This is a genomic window from Nocardia sp. CNS-044, assembly GCF_059570515.1.
Genome location: NZ_JCANSX010000005.1, coordinates 1,523,519 through 1,547,932, shown reverse-complemented (window position 1 = coordinate 1,547,932; position 24,414 = coordinate 1,523,519). Strand labels below are relative to the sequence as shown.

Annotated in this window: 21 protein-coding genes; 12 read left to right on the top strand and 9 right to left on the bottom strand. The window is 68.9% G+C overall.

The window, feature by feature from the left end:
• Positions 1-93: 93 nt before the first annotated feature.
• Positions 94-846 (bottom strand): DnaE2-dependent mutagenesis accessory factor ImuA', encoded by a 753-nt coding sequence (imuA', locus tag T333_RS07690; protein WP_355000047.1) that lies wholly within the window; start codon positions 844-846, stop codon positions 94-96.
• A gap of 235 nt (positions 847-1,081) precedes the next feature.
• Here imuA' and T333_RS07685 point away from each other — a divergent pair, with 235 nt between their 5' ends.
• Positions 1,082-2,206: a serine/threonine-protein kinase gene (locus T333_RS07685; RefSeq protein ID WP_355000048.1), complete on the top strand. Its 1,125-nt coding sequence runs from the start codon at positions 1,082-1,084 to the stop codon at positions 2,204-2,206.
• A 180-nt stretch (positions 2,207-2,386) separates the two neighbouring features.
• Here T333_RS07685 and T333_RS07680 read toward each other — a convergent pair whose 3' ends face one another.
• A complete protein-coding gene (locus T333_RS07680) occupies positions 2,387-3,022 on the bottom strand; it encodes a response regulator (protein WP_067785130.1) in 636 nt (211 codons plus the stop codon).
• Positions 3,023-3,210: 188 nt separating this feature from the next.
• On the bottom strand, positions 3,211-4,638 hold the full coding sequence (locus tag T333_RS07675) for an ATP-binding protein (protein WP_357251301.1): 1,428 nt from the start codon (positions 4,636-4,638) through the stop codon (positions 3,211-3,213).
• Between the two features lie 377 nt (positions 4,639-5,015).
• Between T333_RS07675 and T333_RS07670 the strand changes: the two genes are divergently transcribed.
• The 6 genes from T333_RS07670 (at position 5,016) to T333_RS07645 (ending at position 12,535) form a co-directional block, all read left to right on the top strand.
• Entirely contained in the window at positions 5,016-5,672 is a 657-nt protein-coding gene (locus T333_RS07670; protein WP_496424001.1) for an MspA family porin, read from the top strand.
• Positions 5,673-5,917: 245 nt separating this feature from the next.
• Entirely contained in the window at positions 5,918-9,745 is a 3,828-nt protein-coding gene (locus T333_RS07665; RefSeq protein ID WP_496424000.1) for an NACHT and WD repeat domain-containing protein, read from the top strand.
• Positions 9,746-9,874: 129 nt separating this feature from the next.
• Complete coding sequence (locus T333_RS07660; protein ID WP_357251310.1) at positions 9,875-10,516, top strand: MspA family porin; 642 nt, start codon at positions 9,875-9,877, stop codon at positions 10,514-10,516.
• A gap of 76 nt (positions 10,517-10,592) precedes the next feature.
• Positions 10,593-12,134 (top strand): PspC domain-containing protein, encoded by a 1,542-nt coding sequence (locus T333_RS07655; protein WP_496423999.1) that lies wholly within the window; start codon positions 10,593-10,595, stop codon positions 12,132-12,134.
• Entirely contained in the window at positions 12,127-12,342 is a 216-nt protein-coding gene (locus tag T333_RS07650) for a hypothetical protein (RefSeq protein WP_355000054.1), read from the top strand. Before T333_RS07655 ends, T333_RS07650 begins: the two co-directional genes overlap by 8 nt.
• A 25-nt stretch (positions 12,343-12,367) precedes the next feature.
• On the top strand, positions 12,368-12,535 hold the full coding sequence (locus T333_RS07645; protein ID WP_355000055.1) for a hypothetical protein: 168 nt from the start codon (positions 12,368-12,370) through the stop codon (positions 12,533-12,535).
• A gap of 56 nt (positions 12,536-12,591) precedes the next feature.
• On the opposite strand, the gene guaA is transcribed toward T333_RS07645, so the two are convergent.
• Positions 12,592-14,172 carry a glutamine-hydrolyzing GMP synthase gene (gene guaA / locus T333_RS07640; RefSeq protein WP_355000056.1) on the bottom strand — a complete coding sequence of 527 codons (1,581 nt, stop codon included), beginning with the start codon at positions 14,170-14,172 and terminating at the stop codon, positions 12,592-12,594.
• Positions 14,173-14,330: 158 nt separating this feature from the next.
• Here guaA and T333_RS07635 point away from each other — a divergent pair, with 158 nt between their 5' ends.
• A complete protein-coding gene (locus T333_RS07635; RefSeq protein WP_355000057.1) occupies positions 14,331-15,131 on the top strand; it encodes an alpha/beta fold hydrolase in 801 nt (266 codons plus the stop codon).
• A 17-nt stretch (positions 15,132-15,148) separates the two neighbouring features.
• Here the strand turns inward: T333_RS07635 and T333_RS07630 are convergent, their stop codons facing one another.
• Entirely contained in the window at positions 15,149-16,309 is a 1,161-nt protein-coding gene (locus tag T333_RS07630; protein ID WP_357251318.1) for a GuaB3 family IMP dehydrogenase-related protein, read from the bottom strand.
• A 460-nt stretch (positions 16,310-16,769) separates the two neighbouring features.
• Positions 16,770-18,314: an IMP dehydrogenase gene (guaB, locus tag T333_RS07625; protein ID WP_355000059.1), complete on the bottom strand. Its 1,545-nt coding sequence runs from the start codon at positions 18,312-18,314 to the stop codon at positions 16,770-16,772.
• Between the two features lie 280 nt (positions 18,315-18,594).
• Between guaB and T333_RS07620 the strand changes: the two genes are divergently transcribed.
• Positions 18,595-19,008, top strand: coding sequence for a DUF5319 domain-containing protein (locus tag T333_RS07620; RefSeq protein WP_011207424.1), 414 nt, complete (start codon positions 18,595-18,597; stop codon positions 19,006-19,008).
• A gap of 217 nt (positions 19,009-19,225) precedes the next feature.
• On the opposite strand, the gene T333_RS07615 is transcribed toward T333_RS07620, so the two are convergent.
• The 3 genes from T333_RS07615 to T333_RS07605 form a co-directional block, all read right to left on the bottom strand.
• Positions 19,226-20,227 (bottom strand): anti-sigma-D factor RsdA, encoded by a 1,002-nt coding sequence (locus T333_RS07615; protein WP_355000060.1) that lies wholly within the window; start codon positions 20,225-20,227, stop codon positions 19,226-19,228.
• Between the two features lie 91 nt (positions 20,228-20,318).
• Entirely contained in the window at positions 20,319-20,897 is a 579-nt protein-coding gene (locus T333_RS07610; protein ID WP_067784912.1) for a sigma-70 family RNA polymerase sigma factor, read from the bottom strand.
• A gap of 145 nt (positions 20,898-21,042) precedes the next feature.
• Positions 21,043-21,855 carry a hypothetical protein gene (locus T333_RS07605; RefSeq protein ID WP_496423998.1) on the bottom strand — a complete coding sequence of 271 codons (813 nt, stop codon included), beginning with the start codon at positions 21,853-21,855 and terminating at the stop codon, positions 21,043-21,045.
• A gap of 668 nt (positions 21,856-22,523) precedes the next feature.
• Between T333_RS07605 and T333_RS07600 the strand changes: the two genes are divergently transcribed.
• From T333_RS07600 to T333_RS07590, 3 genes are all read left to right on the top strand, one after another.
• Positions 22,524-22,817, top strand: coding sequence for a WhiB family transcriptional regulator (locus tag T333_RS07600; RefSeq protein ID WP_067784918.1), 294 nt, complete (start codon positions 22,524-22,526; stop codon positions 22,815-22,817).
• A gap of 462 nt (positions 22,818-23,279) precedes the next feature.
• Positions 23,280-23,855, top strand: coding sequence for a sigma-70 family RNA polymerase sigma factor (locus T333_RS07595; RefSeq protein ID WP_253810709.1), 576 nt, complete (start codon positions 23,280-23,282; stop codon positions 23,853-23,855).
• 1 nt (position 23,856) lies between these two features.
• Positions 23,857-24,108: an RskA family anti-sigma factor gene (locus tag T333_RS07590; protein ID WP_496423997.1), complete on the top strand. Its 252-nt coding sequence runs from the start codon at positions 23,857-23,859 to the stop codon at positions 24,106-24,108.
• The last annotated feature ends 306 nt before the right edge of the window (positions 24,109-24,414 follow it).

Here is a 24,414-nt window from a genome sequence, read left to right as displayed (position 1 = left end):
CCAACTCCAGGGGGCGCGGTTCCAACCGAATGCCGGAGGTCCGACGCGGCCGAATCAGGGTGCGGCACGGCGGAAGCGGGGCGGCGCCGCCACTCATGACGCCGCACCCCGCGCGATCGGCAATTCGATGGGGGCGGGCGAGGTCTCCTGGGCGAACCACTCGACGCGACCACCGCTGGGACGCAGCTCGACACGTCCGCGCCGCGGCATGCCCGCACGGTGCCGCGCCTCGACCTCGAGGCTCAGCGAGCGGAGGCGGCCGTGGCCGGTGCCGAGACCGACGTATCCGGCGATGCGGGCATCCAGGCGCAGGGTGGGGTTGGGCCAGTCGCCGTCGGTGACCACCAGGGTGGCGCCCTTGTTGCGGGCGCGGGCGGCGAGCACGCGGGTGCGCGCAGGCGGCACGGCGACGCCGTCGAGACCGAGTACGACCAGGTCGAGACCGTCCAGCAGCACCGCCGCCACCTCGATCGGATCGGGCCCCGGATCGGCGATCACGGCCAGCCGCGCGAGTTCGGCGCCCATCTCCGCGGCGGCGAGCAGCCCGAACCTCGGTACCCCGACCACCGCGGCGTGCCCGCCGTGCTCGGTCACCGCAGCGAGCAGACCGGCGAGCAGCGAGCGCGCACCCGTGTAGGCGACCACGGAACCCTTGCCGAGACCACCCTCCGGCAACAATTCCGCAAGGGCATCGGGCACCGGGAGCGGTTCGCGGCGCATGTCCTCGGCGAACGGCACCCGCGCGGCCGCCGACTCGCCGCGTCCCGGGATGGCGGCCATCCGATTGCGCAGCTCGGCCAGCTTCTGTTGTCTCTCTGTCTCCCCCACCCGCACGTCCGAACCCATCACAACCACCTACTTCCCACGATGGACTCCGAGGCGAAGCGAGCGGACCGACCCCACCTCCACACGGAGGAACGGAAGCCAGCACCGATCCAGCTATCGATCTCTTATCGAATATACGTTCGATAGGCCTACAGTAGAAACCCACCCCCGGAATCCCGTCAAGAGCACTCGCGCGCTCCCACTTGTCGGCATAAGAAGCGCGGCGACGCAGGGATATTCGGATACCCTGCACACCATGATCGATCGCCCCCGTCCCATCGTCGGCCCCGACTATTTGGTCGCAGGCCGCTACCGCCTCCAGTCCAAGCTGGGCGGCGGCGGCATGGGCGCGGTGTGGCTGGCCCACGACCGGCTGCTCGACCGGGACGTCGCCATCAAGCAGGTCCTCTCCACGGCCGGGCTGCCCGAGGCCGAGGCCACCGAGGTGCGCAACCGGATCATGCACGAGGGCCGGGTGGCGGCGAAGCTCTCGCACGACCACGCCATCGCCGTCTACGACGTGGTGCTGGAGGCGGGCGAGCCCTGGCTGGTGATGGAGCATCTACCCTCGCGCAACGTGGCGCGCGCGCTGGCGCTGGTCGACACGCTGCCGGTGATCGAGGTCGCGCAGATCGGCGCCCAGGTCGCCGACGCACTGGCCGCCGCGCACGCCGCGGGCATCACCCACCGCGACATCAAGCCGGGCAACATTCTCGTCGCCGATCGCGGCCCCGGTGTCGGCATGGCCAAACTCAGCGACTTCGGCATCTCCCGCGGCGCGGGCGAGATCGACGACCCGGACGGGATCATCATCGGCACCCCCGCCTACCTCCCGCCGGAAGTGGCGCGCGGCATGCAGCCGACCGAGGCCAGCGACGTGTTCTCGCTAGGCGCCACGCTGTACACCGCGATCGAGGGCCAGCCGCCGTTCGGCCTGCACGAGGACAGCGACGTCCTGGTGGAGCGCGCCGCGATGGCCCAGATCATTCCGCCCTCGCGCAGCGGCATCCTCACCAACGCCCTGCTGCACATGATGGAACCCGCGCCGCAGCGCAGGCCGACGATGGCCGAGGCGCGGGACGAAATCCTCACCGCCGCTTTCGGTCCCGGCACCGGGCCCTACATTCTCGGCGCCCCCGTGCGCACCGAGGACGGCACCATTCCGGCTTGGGCGGCCCGGAACTCGGCCTCCGGCCTGCGCAGCCCCCACTCGGCCCCGCTCCCCCGCCCGCACCGCAGCGCACCCGGCGTGGGCGTCGCCGCGACGGCCATGCCGCAACGCGCGGCCAAGCCGCAGCCGAGCAACGCCCCGTTGGCCATCGCCATCGGCCTCTTCATCGGCATGCTCATCATCATCGGGATCATCGTCATCGCGATGTAGGCGAAACCTCCGCATTCGCTCCGGCTATGCGCGTTCTGCGAAATCCCGCATCCGTCCGGGCCGTGCGTGTCGTGCACACCTCCATCCGCCCCGGTCGAGCGGGGCGAACGGACTCGTCGACGGCCTCGCAACGGGTTCACACGCCACGCAGGATGCGAGCTTGTGGAACATTCATGCGGACTAGTCGATGCGGCGGCGGTGCGCCCAGCGGGTGAGGGCGTTGCGGTTGGACTGCTGGGTTTTACGCAGCACGTTGGAGGCGTGGGTCTCCACGGTCTTCACCGAGATGAAGAGGTTCTCGGCGATCTCGCGGTAGGTGTAGCCGCGAGCGAGCAGGCGCAGCACCTCGAGTTCGCGGGGAGTCAGCGAGTCCAGTTCCGGGTCGAGCGGGGGTTCGGGGACCGGTGACCGGCCGGTGAACGAGTCGAGCACGAATCCGGCGAGCCGCGGGCTGAAGACGGCGTCGCCGCCCGCGACCCTGCGGATGCCGTCGGCGAGTTCGGCGCCGGAGATTGTCTTGGTGACGTAGCCGCGTGCGCCCGCGCGGATCACCGCGATCACGTCCTCGGCGGCGTCGGACACGCTGAGCGCCAAGCAGACCGGGCCGTCCTCGATACCGGACAGCACCGCGACGCCGCCGCCGTCGGGCATGTGCACGTCGAGCAGCACCACGTCCGGGCGGGTGGACTTGATCCCCGCGATGGCCTCGGCCACGCCGCCCGCCTCGCCGACCACCTCCATATCGGCCTCCCGGCTCAGCTCCGCGCGCACACCCGAACGGAACACGGCGTGATCGTCGACGAGAAAGACCCGCACGCTCACCTGCTTCTCCTCACCCTTCGGTGGAGCAACCCACCCTGACTGCGCCGACCCGCAGGCCGCCCGCATCTCATCGGTACCACAAGCGGACCCGCGACGGCGTGTCCGCCGCTGAACTCAGCTCCCGGCGAACCGGGGACGGCGCGAGCTATTCCAGAGCGCGAGGGCCCGCGAACCCTTCACCACTACTTTCCCGACCGCACCGACTGCCGGATGCGCTCGGTCGGTTGATCACCGGTCGCACCGGGAGCGGTATCCGGCTCGGCCCCCTCGGGCGCACCTGAATCGCTGCGCGGCATGAAGATCCGCACCTCGGTACCGCGCCCGGGCGTGGACAGGATCTCCACTTGGCCGCCGCGCCGTTCGACCCGGCCGCGGATGGATTTGGCGAGACCCTGCCGGTCCTGCGGCACCGCGGCGACGTCGAACCCCGCGCCGCGGTCGCGCACGAAGACGCTCACCTGGTGCGGTTCCACCTCGGCGAACAGGTCGATGGTCGGCACGCCCGCGTGCTTGGCGGCGTTCACCATCGCCTCCCTGCTCGCGCCGAGCAGCGCGGTGAAATGTTCCTTGGGCAGACCGTTTCCGCAGTCGTCGAGATCCATCGAGACGTCGCCGACCGTCACGGGGGTCACCTTGACGCCGTGTTGGTCCTCCACCTCGCCCGCGATGGTGCGCAGCGCCGCGGCCAGGCTCGACTGCGCCGGACCGGAATCCTCGAACAGCCACTTGCGCAGCTCCCGCTCCTGGCTGCGCGCCAGCCGCGCCACCTCCTGCGGGTCGTGCGCTTGGCGCTGGATGAGGGCCAACGTCTGCAAGACGGAATCGTGCAGGTGCGAGGCGATCTCCTCGCGTTCCTCGTTCCGGATCCGGGCCGCGCGCTCGGTGTTCAGCGCGCGCATCATGCGCAGCCACAGCGGGACGGTGAGCAGACCAGCGCCGATCAGGGTGACCGCCACCGCGATCAGCGCGGAACCGAGCGCGCTCAAGTCGATCCTGGCCAGCACCACGACGCCGAGCCCGAGCACCACCATGGTGGCGCCCGCGACGACCCGCGCCCAAGTGACCACCGAGGGATGCGCGGGCAGACCGAGCAACGAGCGCGGGCCGTCGGTGTCGTATTCGCGCCAGACCAGCGCGGCGCCGACCGCGACGACGACGATCGGCACGATCACCTTCGCCGCGACGGTGCCGTTCATCAGCCACGAGACCGCTACCGAGAGACCGAGCCCGAGCAGCGCGAGACCGATCGCCTGGCGTCGCTCGGTGCCACTCGGTTTGGCCGAGTCGGCGCCGCTCGGTGTGAAGATCCACAGCAGGCCGTAAGCGACGATGCCCGCCCCCGCCAGCGCGGAGAGCAGCACGAACGCCATCCGCACCTTGAACACGTCGAGCCCGAGGTGATCGGCGAGACCACCCGCCACACCGCCGACGATCCGACCGCCCGACCGGCGCACCAGCCGCAGCTGCGGATGCCTGCCGAGATCGAGCACCGGGGCGGGACCGACGCGCCCCGGACCGTAGCCGCGGACGGCGTCGAACCCCGGCGCGGCCCCGAAGCCCGGCGCGGGAGCGCCGCGGGCAGCGTCGAACGCGGGACCGGTGGGGTGCATGCTTTCGATACTGGCACGCTCCCCCATCCCCGGCCATCAGGAATCACCCTGATCTTGCCCTCCTCCCCGAGGGGGCGGGCGAAACTGTCCGGTCCGGACAAAGAACCTTACTGAGCTGCGAAGACACAAGTACCCGCCGGGCCATTCCCGCAGTCCGGTACCGGTCGGCGACAACCCTCACCACACCGGACCGGAAAACCCGCGTCGACGCCGCGACCAGCGCTTTCCCGCTCACCACCGGCTCGCGGCGCTAGGCCGGGGCATCCTCCACCTCATACCTTTCCGTTGGGTCGCCGAAGACCCCGGTCACCACCGGGATCACCCGGTTCGACACCACCCGCATTCCGGCGGGAAGCAAGCACTTCGGGGAGGAACACATGAAGCACATGGCGGTACTGACGGCGGCGTTCTCAGCTGCGGTCCTGGTTGTCTGCATGGTCTTGACGGGGAGTCCGTTCGCCGGGGCGGCGACGATGGCGCCGCACGAGAAGACGGTCGAGGGGCCGAACGGATTCCGGTTCACCGTCGGGCACTCAGGTCAGGCCTTTCATCCGGTCCCGCCGCTGAACGGCATGCCGACCAACCGGGAGGTGTTCCTCGACGACACGTTCTACGGACGGGTCGAAGCGGACGGGACCGGCACCTTGAAGGCCGGATACCTGGTCGCCTGCGCGGTCGATCTGACCGTCGGCATCGATCTCGGCGCCGCGATCGGCTTCGAAGCAGGGATCCGGGTCGGCGGCTCCAGCAGCGGCGACTCGGCCTCGTCGAGCGTGGACGCGGGCCTCGGCCCGGATCTGCACGTCGGCGCGAGCATCGATCTCTCGATCGTGCCGGGAAAGGTCCAGCCCTTCGAGGTCGGTACCAAGGAGCTGCCGCCCGGCAGCACCGGCTACTTCGTCAGCCGCGATTTCCACGTCTCGGTGCAGGATTGCGGCGGTCCGCTGACCATCCGCTCGTACACGATCGTCGAGGCGGAATCGCCGGAGGTCAGCGGCCGCGAAGCGGTCTACGGCGATCCGATCTTCCTGTGAGGTCGAAATGGCAGACGGTGCGCGATGCGGCGCACCGCCTGCGCCGACGTCGGAAAGCTGGGCGGCGGGTAGATTGTCTCTGTGTTCGTACCGCCCAGATGTTTCCGTGGGCACGCGTGACAGGGGACGCGCCGCGGGGGGAAACCAGTTCGCCACGAGCTGTTTTCGCTGAACGATTCGCCGAACTGTATGCCGCCGCGGGAAACCCGACGCTGCGCAGGGTCGCCGCCCAGGCGGAGAACCGGATGCGGGCCGCCGCGGCGGCGAATCCCGCCTCCGCCCAGCGGATCAGCGACTGGAAGGCGGGCCGAAATGTGCCCGCCCGCTTCGAATCCCTGCTGCCGGTGGTGCTGACGCTCATCGACCTCGCCAAGAAACGCGGCGCGACGCTGCCCGCGAAGCTCGCGGACCCGCAGGAATGGAAGCGGCTGTGGACCGCGTCGAACTCCTGGACGCCCGACGACGCCGACAACGCCGCGTGCCCGTACCTCGGCCTGGAGTCCTATCGAAACACCGACAGCGACATCTTCTTCGGACGCCAACGGGCGACCCGAGAACTCACGGAACTAGTGCGAAACACCATGCGCGACGGCGGCGATATCGTCACGCTCATCGGCGCGTCCGGAGCCGGTAAGTCATCGCTGCTCGCGGCGGGGCTGGCGACCGAACTCGCACGGAGACAAACCAACTGGCGCATCGTCACAGTGACACCCGGTGCACATCCAATGGACGCCCTGGCGAAATCCCTTGGCGCACTGGACGCGGAACGCACCGACGCCGCATCGGCGACCTGGCCCGCCGACGGTCCGCGCCTGCTGATCATCGACCAATTCGAAGAACTGTTCACCGTCTGCGCCGACGAACGGGAGCGCGACGAGTTCCTGGCGCTGCTCGACCAACACGCCACGCAGACCGACCCGGTCGCCGTCGTACTTGCCCTGCGCGCCGACTTCTACGCCCGCTGCCTCGACTACCCGGTCCTGCAAAAGTCTCTGGAGAAGCGCAGTTACCTGCTCGGCCCCATGCGCGTCGACGAACTGACCGAGGCCATCACCGGCCCCGCCGAACGCGCCGGACTGAAACTCGAAGCCGGACTCGACGAACTCGTCATCACGGAACTCTGCGGCCTCGGCGACCACCGGACCCGCCAGAGCTACGACCCCGGGGCCCTACCGCTGCTCTCCCACGTCATGGCCGCCACCTGGCAGCACCGCGAGGGTCGCAAACTGACCATCGCCGGGTACCGCGCGGCGGGTGGTGTCGTCGGCTCCGTCGCCGCCACCGCGGAACAGGCATGGAGCGAACTGTCCGATCCGCAGCAGTCGGCCGCGAAGGATGTCCTGCTCGGACTTGTTACCGTGGCGCGCGACTCCCGCGACACCCGGCGCATCGCGGCGCGCCCCGCGCTCCAACAGCGCAGCACCGACCCGCTCGCCGCCGCGGCCGCACTGGAACTGCTCGCCCGCACCCGCCTGGTGACGCTCGACGCCGACTCGGTATTTCTCACTCACGAGATCGTGCTGGACGCCTGGCCCAGGCTGCGCGCCTGGATCGATGAGAACCGGGTCGGATATCTGGTGCGGCAACGGGTGGAAGTCGATGCGGTCGAATGGAATTCGATGAACCGGGACCCGGCTCTGCTGTATCGGGGCTCCCGGCTCGAGACCGCGCTCGAGCACTCGGCGGCATCGGACGGGATCGTCCGCGATTTCCTGCACGCCTCGCGCGCATCGCGCGGACGGTCCCGCCGACGCACCACGCTGACCAGAATCGGCTTGGCGCTGGCAGGGGTAGTGCTCCTGGTACTCGGCCTGACTGCTTATACCCAGACTCAATTCGGGCAGCGGCAGCGCGAAGAGAAAAATTTCGCGGCTGTCATGCGGGAGGCGGAGCGGCTGCGCAGTACCGATCCCTCGCTGTCGGCGCAGCTCTACCTCGTCGCGGAGCGGATGCGGCCCGGCGACGCGACGGTGTGGACCCATCTGCTCGGTACGCAGGATCAGTCGCTCGCGACCACCGTCCCGGCACACGTCGGCGGCTACGTCGAGGTGGCTCAGCAGCCAGGGGGTGCTCTGCTGGCTTCGGTCGACGACGAAGAGATCGCATACCTCTGGGACAACAGCAATCCACAGCACCCCCGCAAGCTGGTACAACTCCCCGGCGAGGTCTCGACGGCGGTATTCAGCGCAAATCGTCGCGTCATGGCCACCAGCGGCAGCGTGGGTTCACGGCTGTGGGACATCACCGTGCCCGATGCACCGCGGGTGCTGGCCGAATTGCCGAAGGCCGGTGCGAGATCGCACGGGGTCATGAGCTTCAGCGCGGACGGCGATCTTCTCGCCACGGTGAACGCCGACACCGTTACGTTGTGGAATGTCGCTGATCCCGGCCGACCTCGAGCCGGTGCGACATTCCGCGCCGGACATGACGTCAACGTCGAAGTGCGGTTCAGCCCCACCGACCCGGTACTGGCCGTGCTGACGAACAATCGGCTCCTGAGCGCACAGCCCTCGGGGCGGATTCAGCTATGGAAAGTCGAGGGTCTCGATCGCGCCGTGCCGTTGGGACCGCCGATCGACGCCACGACGGTCCTGACCGACGTGGATTTCAGCTCCGACGGCCGAATTCTGGCCGTCGGCGGCGGGGACGGCTCACTGCGGGAGGACGGGCAGGTGAACCGGGGAACGGTACAGCTGTGGCGAATCGAACGAGACGCCCCACCCACGCCGCTCGGCATACCGCTGACGGTCGGCAAATCCGCTCTCTGGTCGGTGGCCTTCAGTCCCGACAGCTCGATCCTCGCGGCCGCCACCTCCGAGCACGCCTCGCTCTGGAATACGGCAGATCCGGCCCGGCCCATGCTCATCGATGAGCGGCTGACGACGAGCCCTACGACCTGCCGGTTCTCGAACGACATGGCGATGCCCTGCCGGAGCGGCCCCACCAGCCTCGCCTTCGGTCCGGACGGGCGAACCCTCGCCGCGGGTGGCTGGGACGGCAACTTACGTGTCTGGTCGATACCACCCGCGCTGGTGGCCGGCCCGCCGGCGAAGACGTCGTTCCCGCGGTTCGACGCGGCAGGACATCGCGCTATCGTCGCCGCAGGGGGGAACACCATCGAGATCTGGGATACCCGAAATCCGCTGCGGTGGCGACTGCTCGGTCGCTTCGCGCATCGCCCCGGCGACTATCTGTACGAAGTGAGCCCGGACGGAGCGACCCTGGTGACCGCTTCATCCGAGGGCCAGTTCACGGCATACGACATATCCGATCCAGCGAAGGTGCGCCTTCGGGGCGACTGGGCGACGAGCCTGGGCGACGCCGAGTACTTGGCCCTCCGGCCGGACTGGCGGATCGCGGTGACGTCGCACGACGACTCGCTGCGAGTATGGAGCCTCGAGGATCCCGCACACCCCACACCGCTCGGCGCGGAAATACCGCTGGCCAAGGCTCTAGACATCGTATTCAGCAGCGATGGCGGGATCCTCGCGGTCCGCAGGCTGGCGTCGGCTAGTGACGTCGTCCGGCAACCTGTCACGTTGTGGGACTTCGCCGACCCGCTACGTCCAGCTCCGTTCGGTGACGAACTTCCCGAGATATCCGGCGGCATCAACACGGTCAGGTACGCTCCCGACGGCCGGACGATGATCTTGGTCAACAGCGAGAGGATGCAGGTGTGGGACATCGGTGACCGCACCCGAATCCGACCGATCAGCTCACCGATCATCGCGGACAACCTCTCGGTCGGCCGGATCTCCTTCACGCCGGATTCCCGCCGGGCCGTCATCACCGGTGAGGATCGCCGGATCACGCTGTGGGACTTGACCGATCGCACCCATCCGCAGCAGATCGGCGACCCACTGACACCGCCACGCGAAGACGATGACGACTGGACCGCCCAATTCCTCCCCCACGGCAACCACCTCGTCATCTCCGGCGGCGGCCTCCGCGTCTGGGATCTCGACGTCTCCCACTCCATCGACCGTATCTGCGACGTCACCGGCTCCCTACTCACCGAAGACCTCTGGCAACGCCACCTCCCCCAACTCCCCTACCAACCCCCCTGTTCCTGAATCAGACTCTCCTACAGGAACTTTCCAAGTATTCCTTCAGCAACCCCGACCATGCTGAAAGCGACCACGGGGGCAGTCCGTGGTCGCCCCGGGTAGGGAGCCCGGGTGTGGAACGAGGGGGATACCCGCATGAATGGGAAGTCTGGGCTGGCCGCTGTCGCGATCGCGATGGGTGCCCTCGCGGGGCTCGCATCGCAGGCGGCGGCGGTCGATCTCGCACCGCACGAGAAGACGTACTCCGCCCCGGGCGGGCTGGAATTCACGGTGGGCCACAGCGAGCACGCGGCACGGCCGGTGGGGTCGTTGAACGGAATGCCGACCAATCGAGACGTCTTCCTGGACAACACCTTCTACGGCCAGGTCTCGGACGGGACGGGTCATCTGAAGACCGGATACTTCGTCGCCTGCGCCGTCGATCTGAAGGCGAAACTCGACCTCGGGGCGGAGGTCGGCATCGACGCGGACGCGAGCGCGCACCTGGGTTTGTCGCCGGAGTCGCTGCTGCCCGGGGTGGACGTGAGCGTCGGACCGTATCTGAGCGCGGGGATCGGCGTCGATCTCTCGATCACTCCGGGCAAGGTCGTCGACGTGCCCGTCGGCGAGAAGGAACTGCTGCCGGGCAGCACGGGGTACGTGTTCAGCCGGGACCGGCGCGTCCACGTCGAGGACTGCGCGGGCCCGCTGACTGTGCAGGCCTACGCGATCATCACCGTGGAAACGGCGGACGTGACCGCGGAGGGCGCGGTGTTCGGGGATCCGTTCACGATGTGAGCGCCCTGATCCACCAGGATCAGGTTGTTTTTTTCAGGGTTCCCCCCGATGCGCCGCGCCGCTGGTCAGCCGCACCATGGGAAGCATGACGAGAACAACCTTCGGCGATCAGCTGCAGCAGATGTGGCAGACGCGGCCCGTCCGGTTGCCGCGCCAGGGCCCGGTCGCGGGCGTCGCGGCCGGGTTCGGGCAGCGCTACAACGTCGACCCGGTGTTGGTGCGGGTCGCGTTCGTGGTGTCCACCCTGTTCGGCGGCGCGGGCATTGTGCTGTACCTGCTCGCCTGGCTGCTGCTGAACGAGTCCGGGGACCAGTCCTCGGCCGCCGAATCGCTGTTCGGCAAGGGGCAAAGCTCGCAGTCGCACACGAAGACCGTGGTGCTGGTCGTGGCGCTGGCCATCGCGGTCACCACGGTCGGTCCGATCGGCGTCGGACTGGCCGGTTCCGGGATGATCAGCCTGGCTCTGATGCTGGCGGGCTGGTGGATGCTGTTCATGCGCTGCCCGCAGCCGCCGCCGGGCACCAGCATGGTCGACGGCGGCTACGCCGACGGCCTCTTCGCGACCGGTTACCCCGGAGCCGCCTTCCCGACCGGGCCGCTGCGCGCGCCCGGCTACCCGATCCCGGACGTCGGGCCGGTGTACAGCCCGTACACCAAGCTGCCGGACGCGTACGTTCCCGACGCGCCGCGCGAGACGGAGGCGGAAACCGTGCTGGACAAGGATGTCGACCGACCCACCGAGGTGATCGACACGAAAACCGAAGTGCTCGAAGCGCGGACCTCGTCACCGCAGCCGGGCACCGAGGACGCCGCGCCGATCTCGCTCGAGAAGACCGGCGGTGAGCCGAAGACCCTCGCCGAACCGAAGGCACCCGCCAACCCGAAGACTCCCGCGGACCTGCCCGCCCGCGCACCATCGCACCCGACTCCCGCCGCCTTCCCCGGCGTGACCCCGCCCTCCTGGGATCCGCTCGGCGTGGCGCCGCTGGCCTGGGACCTGCCCGAACCGACGCCCGCCCGCGCGGTGGTCGCACCACCGCCGAAGCGTCCCCGATCCCGGCTGACCCCGGTCGTGCTCGGCCTGGCCATCCTGGCCGCGGCGGGTGCTGGCGCGATCGCCGCCGCGGGCGCGGAATGGATGACCCCCGGCCGCATCGCCGCCGTCGCCCTCGCCGTGATCGGCCTCGGCTTGGTGCTCGGCGCGTTCCTGCGGCGCGGCTACGGCCTGCTGGTTGTCACCGCTCCGCTCGCCGGTTTCGTCCTGCTCGCCTCGATGATCGGTCCCATCGAATTCGACCGGGGTGCCATGGGCGACCACGTCTGGACCCCCGCGACGATGGCCGAGCTGCAACCGGACTACAAGATCTCGATGGGCGCGGGCACCCTCGACCTGCGGTCGCTGAACCTGACCGAGAACCGGGCCGTGAACGTCGGCGTGCAGATGGGCGAGGTCCGCATCCTGGTGCCCGAGGGCATGACCCTCCGCACCGACTGCACCGTCAACATGGGCGACAACCAGTGCCCGGAGGGCATCACCGGACCGAACACCCCGGGCGCCCCGGTGCTCGACCTGAACGTGGACATCCAGATGGGCAGCGTGGAGGTGCAGCGTGGCTGAGCAGACCCAACCCAACGGCACGACCGAGGGACGCGGACCGTCGGCTTCCCTGCTGATCGTCGGCCTGCTCGCCCTCGCGGTGAGCGTCTGGGGCTTCATCGGCCCCGCCGCGACGGCCAGCGGCGCGATCTCCTTCGGCTGGATCGTCGTCGTCGCCGCCATCGTCGTCGGCGTCCTGCTCGTCATCTCCCCGCGCAAGCGCCGCTAGCGCGATGGTCAGACAGGAGAACCCCATGGCGCGAGACCAATTCGACGACGACGCGACCGATCCGGCGCCGCACCAGGGCACGCCCGTCGCGCGGGTGGTGCCGATCACTCCGGCCAGAACCTACATCGGTGGCGGCTCGCTACTCGGCCACGTCGTCCTCGGCCACGGCTGGAGCCGCGCCAAGACGGACTGAATCCCCGGAAAACGACGGCCCCCGCACACCGTGTGCGGGGGCCGTTGTTCTCGGGATCACTCCCACTCGATGGTGCCCGGCGGCTTGCTGGTGACATCGAGGACGACGCGGTTGACCTCGGCGACCTCGTTGGTGATGCGGGTCGAGATGCGCTCCAACACCTCGTAGGGCAGGCGGGTCCAGTCGGCCGTCATGGCGTCCTCGCTGGAGACCGGACGCAGCACGATCGGGTGACCGTAGGTGCGGCCGTCGCCCTGCACGCCGACGCTGCGGACGTCGGCCAGCAGCACCACCGGGCACTGCCAGATCTGACGGTCAAGCCCGGCGGCCGTGAGCTCCTCGCGGGCGATGGCGTCGGCCTGCCGCAGGGTATCGAGACGATCACCGGTGACCTCGCCGACGATGCGAATGGCCAGACCCGGCCCCGGGAAGGGCTGGCGGGCAACGATTTCCTCGGGCAGGCCGAGCTCGCGGCCGACCGCGCGGACCTCGTCCTTGAACAGCAGCCGCAGCGGCTCGACCAGATCGAACTCCAGGTCCTCCGGCAGACCGCCGACATTGTGGTGCGACTTGATGTTCGCCGTGCCGCTGCCGCCGCCCGACTCCACCACGTCCGGGTACAGGGTGCCCTGCACCAGGAACTCGACCTTGGGCGTCTCGCCGTCCTCGGCGCCGTGCTCGGCGACGACCTCGCTCACCGCGTCCTCGAAGGAGCGGATGAATTCGCGGCCGATGATCTTGCGCTTCTCCTCGGGATCGGTGACGCCCTTCAGCTCGCCGAGGAACTTGTCCACCGCGTCGACGGTCACCAGCTTGGCGCCGGTCGCGGCGACGAAATCCTGCTGCACCTGCTCGCGTTCGCCGGAGCGCAGCAGGCCGTGATCGACGAAGACACAGGTCAGCCGGTCGCCGATGGCGCGCTGCACGAGCGCGGCCGCGACCGCGCTGTCCACGCCGCCGGACAGACCGCAGATCGCGTGTCCGTCGCCGACCTGCTCGCGGACCTGCTCGATCAGCGCGTCGGCGATATTGGCGGGCGTCCAAGCGGCCGGAATGCCCGCGAGTTCGTGCAGGAAGCGGCTGAGCACCTGCTGACCGTGCGGCGAATGCAGCACTTCGGGGTGGTATTGCACGCCCGCCAGGCGACGGGCCCGGTCCTCGAACGCGGCGACCGGCGCGCCCGCGGTGGTGCCGGTGACCTCGAAGCCCTCCGGGGCGTCGGTGACCGCGTCGCCGTGGCTCATCCACACCGGCTGGATGGTGGGCAGACCGCCGTGCAGCAGACCGCCGTCGATGTTCAGCTCGGTGCGGCCGTACTCGCGGGTGCCGGTGTGCGCGACCGTGCCGCCCAGTGCCTGGGCCATCGCCTGAAAGCCGTAGCAGATGCCGAAGACCGGCAGCTCCAGATCGAACAGCCGGGGATCCAGCTGCGGCGCGCCCTCGGTGTACACACTCGCCGGACCGCCGGACAGAATCACCGCGAGCGGGTTCTTGTCCGCGATCTCCTCGACGGTGGTGGTATGCGGAATCACCTCGGAGTACACACTCGCCTCGCGCACCCGCCGGGCGATCAGCTGAGCGTATTGGGCACCGAAGTCGACGACGAGGACCGGTCTCTGGGATTCTGCCACGGCCACAGTCTAGTGAGCCGGGTGCGCGCCCGAACCAACGGGCATGCCCCTGTGCAGGCACGTTGTCTCCGCGGGCACCGGGCGCTCCCGGCGTCCCCCGGCTATCTCCAAGCGGGCGGCCCGAATCCCGCGTCGACCCCGCCTCGGCTCGTTATCCTCTTGCGGTGCCCTTCGCCCGTGCGATAGACGCCGACATCCACTACGAGGACAGCGGCGGGGACGGTCCGGTGGTGTTGCTAGCGCACGAATTCCTCATGGACCGCACCATGTTCGCTTCCCAGGTGGCTGCGCTCGCGCCGGAATTCCGGATCGTCTCCTGGGATGCCCGCGGCCACGGACGCACGAAAGATCAGGGCCTACCCTTCACCTACTGGACCGCGGCGCGTGACGCGCTGACCGTGCTCGATCAGCTCGGCGCCGAACGCGCGGTGGTCGGCGGCACCGCGCAGGGCGGCTTCACCGCGCTGCGCGCCGCGCTGATCGCGCCCGAGCGGATCGCGGGACTGATCCTCATCAGCACCGAGGCGCACGGACCGACACCCGAGCAGTCCACGGCCACCCAGCGCTTCCTCGACGAGTGGTACGACGACGACAGCAGGGAGCACGCGGTCCATCGGCTCGCCACCTGGCTGATCGGCGACGACGACTGGTACCGGGCGATCTGGACCAAACGCTGGCTCGGCCGCGACCGGCACGACATCGAGGTCGCCGCGGGCTGCCTGCTCGCCAGGGAATCGGTGCTCGACCGGCTGCCCGAAATCACCTGTCCCGCACTGGTCATCCACGCCACCGACAGCGGTATCCCGCACGACCGCGCCAAACGATTGGCCGAGGGTCTGGCGGCGGCGACCTTCGTGGAGATCGCGGGCGCCCGGCTCGCGGTCACCATGACGCACCCGGAACCGGTGAACCACACGATCCGCCAGTTCCTCCGCGAACAAGTCATGCCCACGGGCGTGTACTGACGACGACGCGCGAAACCTCAGGCGCGAACGCTGAGTCCGACCTTCTGGAACTCCTTGAGGTCCGAGTACCCGGCCTTCGCCATCGAGCGGCGCAGACCGCCGACGAGGTTCAGCGAGCCGAACGGGTCGTCCGACGGGCCGAACAGCACGCGCTCCAAGCTCGGCCGCACCTGCTCGGTGGACTCGCCGCCCAGATCCCACGGATCGTCCACGTGGAGCAGCGAACCGCGCGGCACCGACGGGTGCGCGGCGGCCGACGGCCAGTACCACCCGCGGCCGGGCGCCTCGGCGGCCAGCGCGAGCGGCACCCCGAGCATGGCGGCATCGGCGCCACAGGCGATCGCCTTGGCCAGCTGACCGGAGGTCGCGATGTCGCCGTCGGCGATGACGTGCACGTAGCGGCCGCCGGTCTCGTCCAGGTAGTCGCGGCGCGCGGCGGCGGCGTCGGCGATTGCGGTGGCCATCGGCACCCCGATGCCGAGCACTTCGCCGGTGGTGGTGGCGCCCGGGTAGGAGCCGTAGCCGACGATCACGCCAGCGGCGCCGGTACGCATCAGGTGCAGCGCGGTGCGGTGATCGCTGACGCCGCCCGCGACCACGGGCACGTCCAGCTCGGCGATGAAGGTCTTCATGTTCAGCGGCTCGCCGTCACCGACGTGCTCGGCGGAGATGATGGTGCCGTGCACGACGAGCAGGTCGATGCCCGCCTGCAACAGGGCCGGCGTCAGCGCGCGGGCGTTCTGCGGGCTGACCCGCACGGCGACGGTCACGCCCGCCGCGCGCACCTCGGCCACCGCGGCCGCGAGCAGATCCGGCTGCATCGGCGCGGCGTGCAGTTCCTGCAACATGCCGACGGCGCGCTCGTAGCCGCCCTTGCCGACCAGCTCCAGCAGCTGATCGATCTTCGCCTCGACATCGGCGTGCCTGGCCCACAGGCCCTCGCCGTTGATCACGCCGAGCCCGCCGAGACGGCCGAGTTCGATGGCGAACTTCGGCGACACCAGGGCATCGGTCGGGTGCGCGAGGAACGGAATCTCGAACCGGTAGGCGTCGAGCTGCCAGGCCAGCGACACCTGCTTCGACGAGCGGGTACGCCGCGAGGGAACGATGTCGACATCGTCCAGTTCGTAGGTACGCCGGGCCGTCCGGCCCATGCCGATCTCGACCATGTCGCGCACTTGTCTGTCCTTTCGGTGTTGATTGGCGCGCTGACGCGCGCGTGTTCGCGGCCGTGTCTTTGGCGCGCCGGGGCGCGCGTGTTCGCGGCCTTTATGTCTCGCTTCCGAGCGGTCGAGACTCGCGACTGCGTCGCATGCGCTTCGACCGCCCGGAAGCGAGACGGCCGCGAACGGGCTCGTAAGACTCGCCCTCGAGGTGGTCGGGAGGGAGCGACCGGTCCAAGTCGCTTCGACTCGCGAACAGGTTAATCATGCACGGTTCGTCCAGAGCGAGCGCAATCGCGTCCAGCGCAGCGCACCAATTCGGCACGGCAAGCGTGGTTTGTTCGGACTTGCCGAGTGGGCGACCCGCGCAGGGGCGCTCATATGTCGGACCACCTCATACCGCGGGATCACCCGGCGACCGGTCGCCGGGTGCGACCCGGACCGACGCTGTCGGATCCGACCGCACCCGGTTACGTCAGCTGCGACCGGTGTAGTTCGGCGCCTCGACGGTCATCGTGATGTCGTGCGGGTGGCTTTCCTTCAGACCCGCCGCGGTGATCTGCACGAACTGCGCTTCCTGCAGCTCGGCGATGGACTGCGCGCCGGTGTATCCCATGCCCGCCCGCAGACCGCCGACGAGCTGGTGGATCACCTGGTTGACCGGACCGCGGAAGGGCACGCGGCCCTCGATGCCCTCGGGCACCAGCTTGTCCTCGGCGAGCACGTCGTCCTGGAAGTAGCGGTCCTTGGAGAAGGACTTGGCCTGGCCGCGGCCCTGCATGGCGCCCAGCGAGCCCATGCCTCGGTAGCTCTTGAACTGCTTGCCACCCACCAGGATCAGCTCACCGGGCGACTCGGCGGTGCCCGCGAGGAGCGAGCCGAGCATCACGGTGGACGCGCCCGCGGCGATGGCCTTGGCGATGTCGCCGGAGAACTGGATGCCGCCGTCGGCGATGACCGGAACGCCGTGCGGCTTGCACGCGGCCACGGCCTCCAGGATCGCGGTGATCTGCGGCGCGCCGACACCGGCGACCACGCGGGTGGTGCAGATCGAGCCGGGGCCCACGCCCACCTTGACCGCGTCCGCGCCCGCCTCGACCAGCGCGGCCGCGCCCGCACGGGTGGCGACGTTGCCGCCGACCACCTGGATGCGGTCGCCGACCTCGGCCTTGACCTTGGCGACCATCTGCAGCACCTGCACCTGGTGTCCGTGCGCGGTGTCGACGATCAGCACGTCGACGCCCGCGTCGGCCAGCGTCATGGCGCGCGACCAGGCGTCCTCGCCGACACCCACCGCGGCGCCCACGAGCAGGCGGCCGTCGCGGTCCTTGGTGGCGTTCGGGTACTGGTCGGTCTTGACGAAGTCCTTGACGGTGATGAGACCGCGCAGGCGGCCGTTGCCGTCCACGATCGGCAGCTTCTCCACCTTGTGGCGGCGCAGCAGGCCGAGCGCGGCCTCCGCGGTGACGCCCTCCTGAGCGGTGATCAGCGGGGCCTTGGTCATCACGTCGGCGACGCGGCGGTTCTGGTCGACCTCGAAACGCATGTCGCGGTTGGTGATGATGCCGACGAGCGAACCGGTCTCGTCCACCACCGGAAGACCGGAGATGCGGAAGCGGGCGCACATGGCGTCGACCTCGGCCAGCGTGTCGGACGGGCGACAGGTCACCGGATCGGTCACCATGCCCGCCTCGGAACGCTTGACCGTCTCCACTTGCGCGGCCTGATCGGCGGCCGAGAGATTGCGGTGCAGGACGCCCATGCCACCGGCGCGCGCCATCGCGATGGCCATCCGCGCCTCGGTGACGGTGTCCATGGCCGAGCTCACGAGCGGGGTGCGCAACCGGATCTCCCTTGTGAGCTGACTCGAGGTCTCCACCGAGCTGGGAATCAGATCCGATGCGGCGGGCAGCAGCAGCACGTCGTCGAACGTGAGGCCGAGCATGGCGATCTTGTTCGGGTCGTCGCCACCCGTAGGGGGGCGGACCGCGAGCCGTTCGCCCGGTACGGGATTACTCATTCGGATCGACCCCTCCTGGACGTCGAAAGCGAGAGACGCCGGACGGACCGGCGTCGCGCACAACTGATGGGATGGACGGTGGCGGCGAGGTCAGCGTGTCGAGAACTGTCCGGCGCCTGACACCCATGGTATCTGTCCCGCAAACTCGTCGATGAACTGCCCAATGGCGCCGCCGAAGCGAGTCCCTCGACGGACCGCACAGCCGGAGGTACGCCGCGATGGCGAAACTGGCACCCTACATAGCTGGCGAAGACCACCCTGTTCTGCGTACCGTGGGTGTGTGCGCGACCATCTACCACCTGGCTTGCCGCCGGATCCGTTCGCCGGAGACCCCTCCGACCCGTCCGCCGCGCTCGACGCCATCGAGCCCGGCGAACCGCTGGATCCCCACGAGCGCCTTGCGGTCGAGGAGGATCTCGCCGACCTCGCGGTCTACGAAGCGCTACTGGCCCACCGCGGAATCCGCGGGCTGGTCGTCAGCTGCGAGGACTGCCGACAGGACCATTACCACGACTGGGACATGTTGCGCGCCAACCTGCTTCAGTTGCTGGTCGACGGCACGGTGCGGCCGCACGAGCCGGCCTACGATCCGACGCCCGAGGCGTACGTCACCTGGGATTACTGCCGGGGCTACGCGGACGCGTCGATGAACGAAGCCTTCCACGGCGACGGGTTCGACGGCTTCGACAGCTGACCTCGGTTCCCACACACCCTGAAACGACGAAAGCCGACCCACCGGTCGGCAATCGTTCGACGCGCCAATATTCGCGTGGTTCATCGCGACACGCCCGAATGCGCGCGCGATCTTTTCAGGGTGTCGTTCGACACCTCGCCCACAAGTAATGACTACCGGCGATCCGTCCGACAACCGAGGGGTCGCCGTTCGATGGTGAATTCGCTTACGTTCGAGCTCAGTTGCTCGGGGTGATGCCCCCGGGCACGCTGGGAACGATGACCGTACCCGGCCCGTCTTCCAAGATCGGCGACCGCGTCGCAGGCTGAGTCGGTTCGCCGACATCCACGCTCGGCACGACAACCGTCGTCGGCACCTGCGTGGTGGGCGGCGCCTGCGTCGGCGGCTCCTCGACGGGCGTCGTGTTGTTCGGCACGGTGGTCACCGGCGGCTGCTGCGTCGTCGGCCTGGTGGGCTGTGTCGGCGGCAGGCTCGGCTCCACGGCCACGGTGGTCGGCGGAGTCGTCGCCGTGACCGGCGGCACCATCTGGTTGGTGATGGTGGTCTGCTGCTGCGCGGGCTGCGTCGTCGTGGGAGTGGAATCGGTGGTGCCGCTCGGCCGTGGCTGAGTCGACGTGACCGCCTCCTCGAGCGCGGCCGCCGCCTCCGGAGAGAGGCCGCGGAGCTGAGTGAGCAGCCGTTGCCACTCGGACTGCAGATCCTGCTTCTTGCCGGAATCGCTGACCTGGTCCACGTTCACCGACGCCCGCTCCAGCAGTGCCTTCGCCTGCGCCGGGTTGTTCTGGGCCAGTGCACGCTCGGCCTGGTCCAGCTCGTTGCCCGCGCGCTGCACCACGGTGGTCTGGGCCTGCTCGCTGAACACGACCTCCTTGACCCGCCAGAGCGGATCGCCGGGTTCGGCGCTGTAGGAGAACGCCGTCACACCGCCGAAGACCAGTGCCAATGCGGCCGCGGCACCCGTGATCGGACCGACAAGCCGAAGACGGCCACGGTTGACTGCGCCGACTCGAACCTTGCGCGCGCCGATCTCCTGGTTGACCGCGGCTACGACCGCGTCCAGATCCGGATCTCCCGGTAGCGGCGGCGAAACGAGTTCCGCGCGCCAATCCGCGAGCAGCGCGGCGAGCTGAAACTCCTCCGCACTATCGGTCTGTACCGGTCCATCGCTGGCGATGGCGTCGATCAGAGCATCGTCGCGGCGTACCGCTGCGATGTCCACCGGTCCGGTGTCACCAGTCCCCCCGGCGTAGGGACCGCTGTTTCGCGATCCACGTCGCGCCTTCCAGTCACCCCGACCGCGCTCGCCATCCCTAGCCATACATTTCACCTGCCCTCGCCACTTGTGACTTCAGTTTCGCGAGTGCCCTGTGCTGGGCCACCCGTATCGCGCCCGCCGTACTGCCCACGGCGACCGCGGTTTCTTCCGCTGACAAACCCATGACCAATCGCAGGATCAGGATCTCTCGATGCTTCTCCGGAAGCGTCGCGAGCAGACGGTTCATCTGCCTGCTGGTTTCCGATTCGAGAGCGCGCTGCTCCGGTCCTTGGTCGGTGGATATGACATCTGGTACTTCGGCCATCGCCTCCGCCTTGTTACGGGCGGCGTTGCGGTGTGCGTCGGCGACCTTGTGCGAAGCGATTCCGTATACGAAGGCCATGAAGGGCCTGCCCTGGTCTTGATATCTGGGCAAGGCTGTCATCACGGCCAGACATACCTCCTGCGCAACGTCGTCCGCGGAGAGCTGTCCACGCTCCGCCGCGCCGATACGCGCGCGGCAGTACCGGACAACCAGCGGGCGGATCAGCTCTAGTACCTGAGCTAAAGCGGATCTGTCGCCCTGCGCTGCGGCAGCGACGGCGAGGTCCAACTCTTCGCCCGTGTGCGTCATCGTCAGAGATATTCCTGGCGTTACAAGTGGCACCGGCCCGATGACCTGTGCTTCCGCTGAAGCGGCGGAACGGATCTAACAATAGCGATAGGCAGCGCGGAACCGAGCAACATGGTCACTTGTCTCGACAACGCCGCGCCGACAGCTACGCGGCGCCCGGTGGCCGAAAACGCCCGCCACGACGGACTATTCCGGCGGCACACCGTTCGGCCTCGCGCGTGGCATCCGGATCCGAGAGCCCGGAACGCAGCATCGCGCACGCCCAGCGCAACGGAAGCAGATCGTGCTCGCGGCACTCGGCCGCGACCGTGTCGGCCAGCGCGCGAGAGTGTTCCAAGTCACCCGAAGCGGCCGTCGCGGCGGCCACGAGGAGACGGGACTTGACGCGGTGCCGCACCGAGGGCGCGGCCTCGGCGAGAGCCAGAGCTTCGCGCGTGTGCGGCAGCGCCGCGCCGGCCGCGCCGGCCGCCAACGCCGTCTCGGCGCTGACCCAGTGCCAGCGGATCCAGGCCCGCCATCGCAGGCCGTCCGGATCGAGGGCGGCGCGGCTCCGGTCGAGCAGCCGCCGCGCCAGCGCGAGGCGGCCCGCCCCGAGCGCGTCGGCGGCCAAGCCGGTGAGCGCGTCGCAGACCGCGTCCGTTCGGTCCGGCGCGGAACCGATCGGCGGGGCGGGTTGGAGTGCGCCGCCGGGCAACGCCAGCGCGGCGGCTCTGCCATCCGGGCCCGAAGCCGCGACATGCCAGCCGAGTTGGCGCAGTAGCGAGCCCGCGGTGCTCGCGGCGAGTGAGAGCAAGACCGGATCGGTCGTCCGCCGCCGCACCGCGGCCAGTTCCGCGCGTGCCGCGGCATAGCGCCCCTGCCCCCCGAGAATCACCGCCCGGTGCCACGAACTCAGGGCATCCGGGGCATCCGGCAACTCGGCAGCGGCGAGGCCGGGACGAGGCCCGAAGGCTCCCATAGCGAGGACTTCATATCGGACATCCACCGTCGGAACTGGCGCGAACACGGGCGAACTCTATACCGGGCGCGACCGACGACGGCGCGTAGTAAAAGTGCGTCCGCACCCCTGGCAACTTGTCAGCATTTCTGGTACGTGGCCCATGTTTCCATCAGGTAAATCTCGCGTCGGCATTGCGCGATCATCCGCGACGCAAATTCACGCGCGTTTCGCGCAATTAACCTCTACGCCCCGTTTCCGCCATCTGAGCGACCCTCGGCAACCACCCGTACGGTGGCCACCATCACGGCAGTTATCTGTCCCCCATGGGACCAGTAACCTGTGAGTTTTCCCAAAAAAGACAGACTACCTGCGGAAACAGTCACATACCTCGGACAGCGGCGGGCCAGCCACGTACTGGCCAACCGAACAGTATCACCGGAACCCCCGTTAAAAGTAAACAGCGGGTAGGTTAAATCTCGCCATTGCGGATTTGGAAAACCGGTGCGTCGAACTATTGACGTAATTTCGCGGCTGCCCCTAACGTAGCTCATCGCCACGGACGGCGCCGCGCGAAATTGCAGCGACCGGCCGGGCGACCGCGGGACCCGCCGATCGCATGCGTTCCGCAACTGTTGCAGACAAACTGCTCGACAACGCCGACGAGCTCGCATTACGAGGAGTTCACCATGCCCATGCCGACCCACCTCCCCGGACCGAACGCCGACGTCTGGGACTGGCAGATGCGAGGTTCCTGCCGAGGCGTGGACTCCGCCGTGTTCTTCCATCCCGACGGCGAACGCGGGCGCGCCCGCACCGCACGCGAGATGCGAGCCAAGGAGATCTGCCGCGCCTGCCCGGTGCTCATGCAGTGCCGCAGCCACGCACTGAAAGTCAGCGAGCCGTATGGCATCTGGGGCGGCATGTCGGAGACCGAGCGCGAGATGCACGCGCGGCGCAACCGCCGCCGCATGGCCGTCTGAGCAGCGACCAGCCGTCGCCCGACAGCCACAACGCGAATCCGCGACCCATCCGCATCGCGCGGCGCGCCGAATGCCTAGCAAATAACCGGCCACTGAAACACCAGATGCACGATCACCGGCCGGACCGCGTCGGCACACCGTCGTCGCAGTTCGGGACCGACGCTGACGCGCGGCATCAGGCGGTCACCACCGCTGCACCCGCGGTCGCGGCGAGGCAGAAGCCGCACGGCTGTCGGCCCGGTGGCGAGCGGTAGCTGTTGGCGTGTCACATCTGAATTCGCCCGGCGTTTGGGAGTTCACCGCAAAGTAGCTGAGCTACTTGCGGTTTGCTGGCACCCCACTGGAAGGAGGCGATAGCGGCACGCTACGGTAGTGACCGATGACACAGAATGGAGCGTTGTGACAACGCGGCCGCCAGCCGCAGAGGGCGACTCGTTCCGAAGAGAAGCCTTCCCACCGAGTGTGGATTCTGCGGTGTCGGCACGCGCAGCCGAAAGCATCGAACTAGCCGCTCTCCTGCACCGTTGCGGTCAGTCCGATCAGGAAGCTTTCGCCGAACTGTACGACCGGACGTGCGCGCGCGTGTTCGGTCTGGTGCTCCGGGTGCTGCACGATCCGGGGTACGCGGAGGAGACCACGCAAGAGGTGTATCTCCAGCTCTGGCGTACCGCAGCCAGCTTCGACCCCGCGAAGGGGTCGGCGGTGACGTGGTTGATGACGCTCGCCCATCGGCGCGCGGTCGACCGGGTCCGCGCCGAGCAGGCCCATACCCAACGGGAAGTCGCCTACGGGATAAGGGTTCTCGGCAACGAGTTCGACGAGGTGATCGAAGAGGTCGAGCGCAGGCTCGAACAGCAGGCGGTCCTCGAAGGACTCACCGGCCTCACGGAAACTCAGCGAGAAGCCATCTCGCTGGCCTACTACGGCGGCCGGACGTACGCGGAGGTGGCCACCTATCTCGGCGTAGGGTTACCGACCGTTAAGTCCCGGATTCGGGATGGATTGACACGACTGAAGAAAAGTTTGGGGGTGACGTGAGATGAACGAAGCCCAGATCGATCTCGCGCACACCGTCGCGCTCGGATCGATCGACGACGAAGACCATCACGCGGTTCAGGAATTGCTCGACGGCGAGGACCCGGTGCTACGCGCCGAGTTCCTCGCAGAGGTGCAACAGGCCAAAGACGCTTTGACCGCGCTCGCGGCGGTAACGGTCACCGCGCCGCCCGCCGCGCTCCGGGGTCGGTTGCTCGCGGCCATCGCCGCTGAGCAACCCCCGGTCGCCTCCTGAGCGACGATTCACCACTGCGGCTCGCGCGTCCCACCGCGCGGCCGATTCTCGCTTCGGCGACCTCGCGCGCCGCACCGCAGGCTCGAGGTTGCGGTGCTATCGAGCCCTAGCCGATCACTCTCGGCGCGCCGCCCGGTACGGGCGTTGCCGCGCCCCCCTCGTCCTCGTTCGCCAGTCCCGGTTTCTCCGGGCGGTCCAACGCGAATCGTCCACTCGACTCCGGTCTCGCTATCACGCGTCCCGTCGAGCCGCATTATCCCCGAACGCCGAAAAGGCCCCCGGACGCTCGCATCCGGGGGCCTTTCG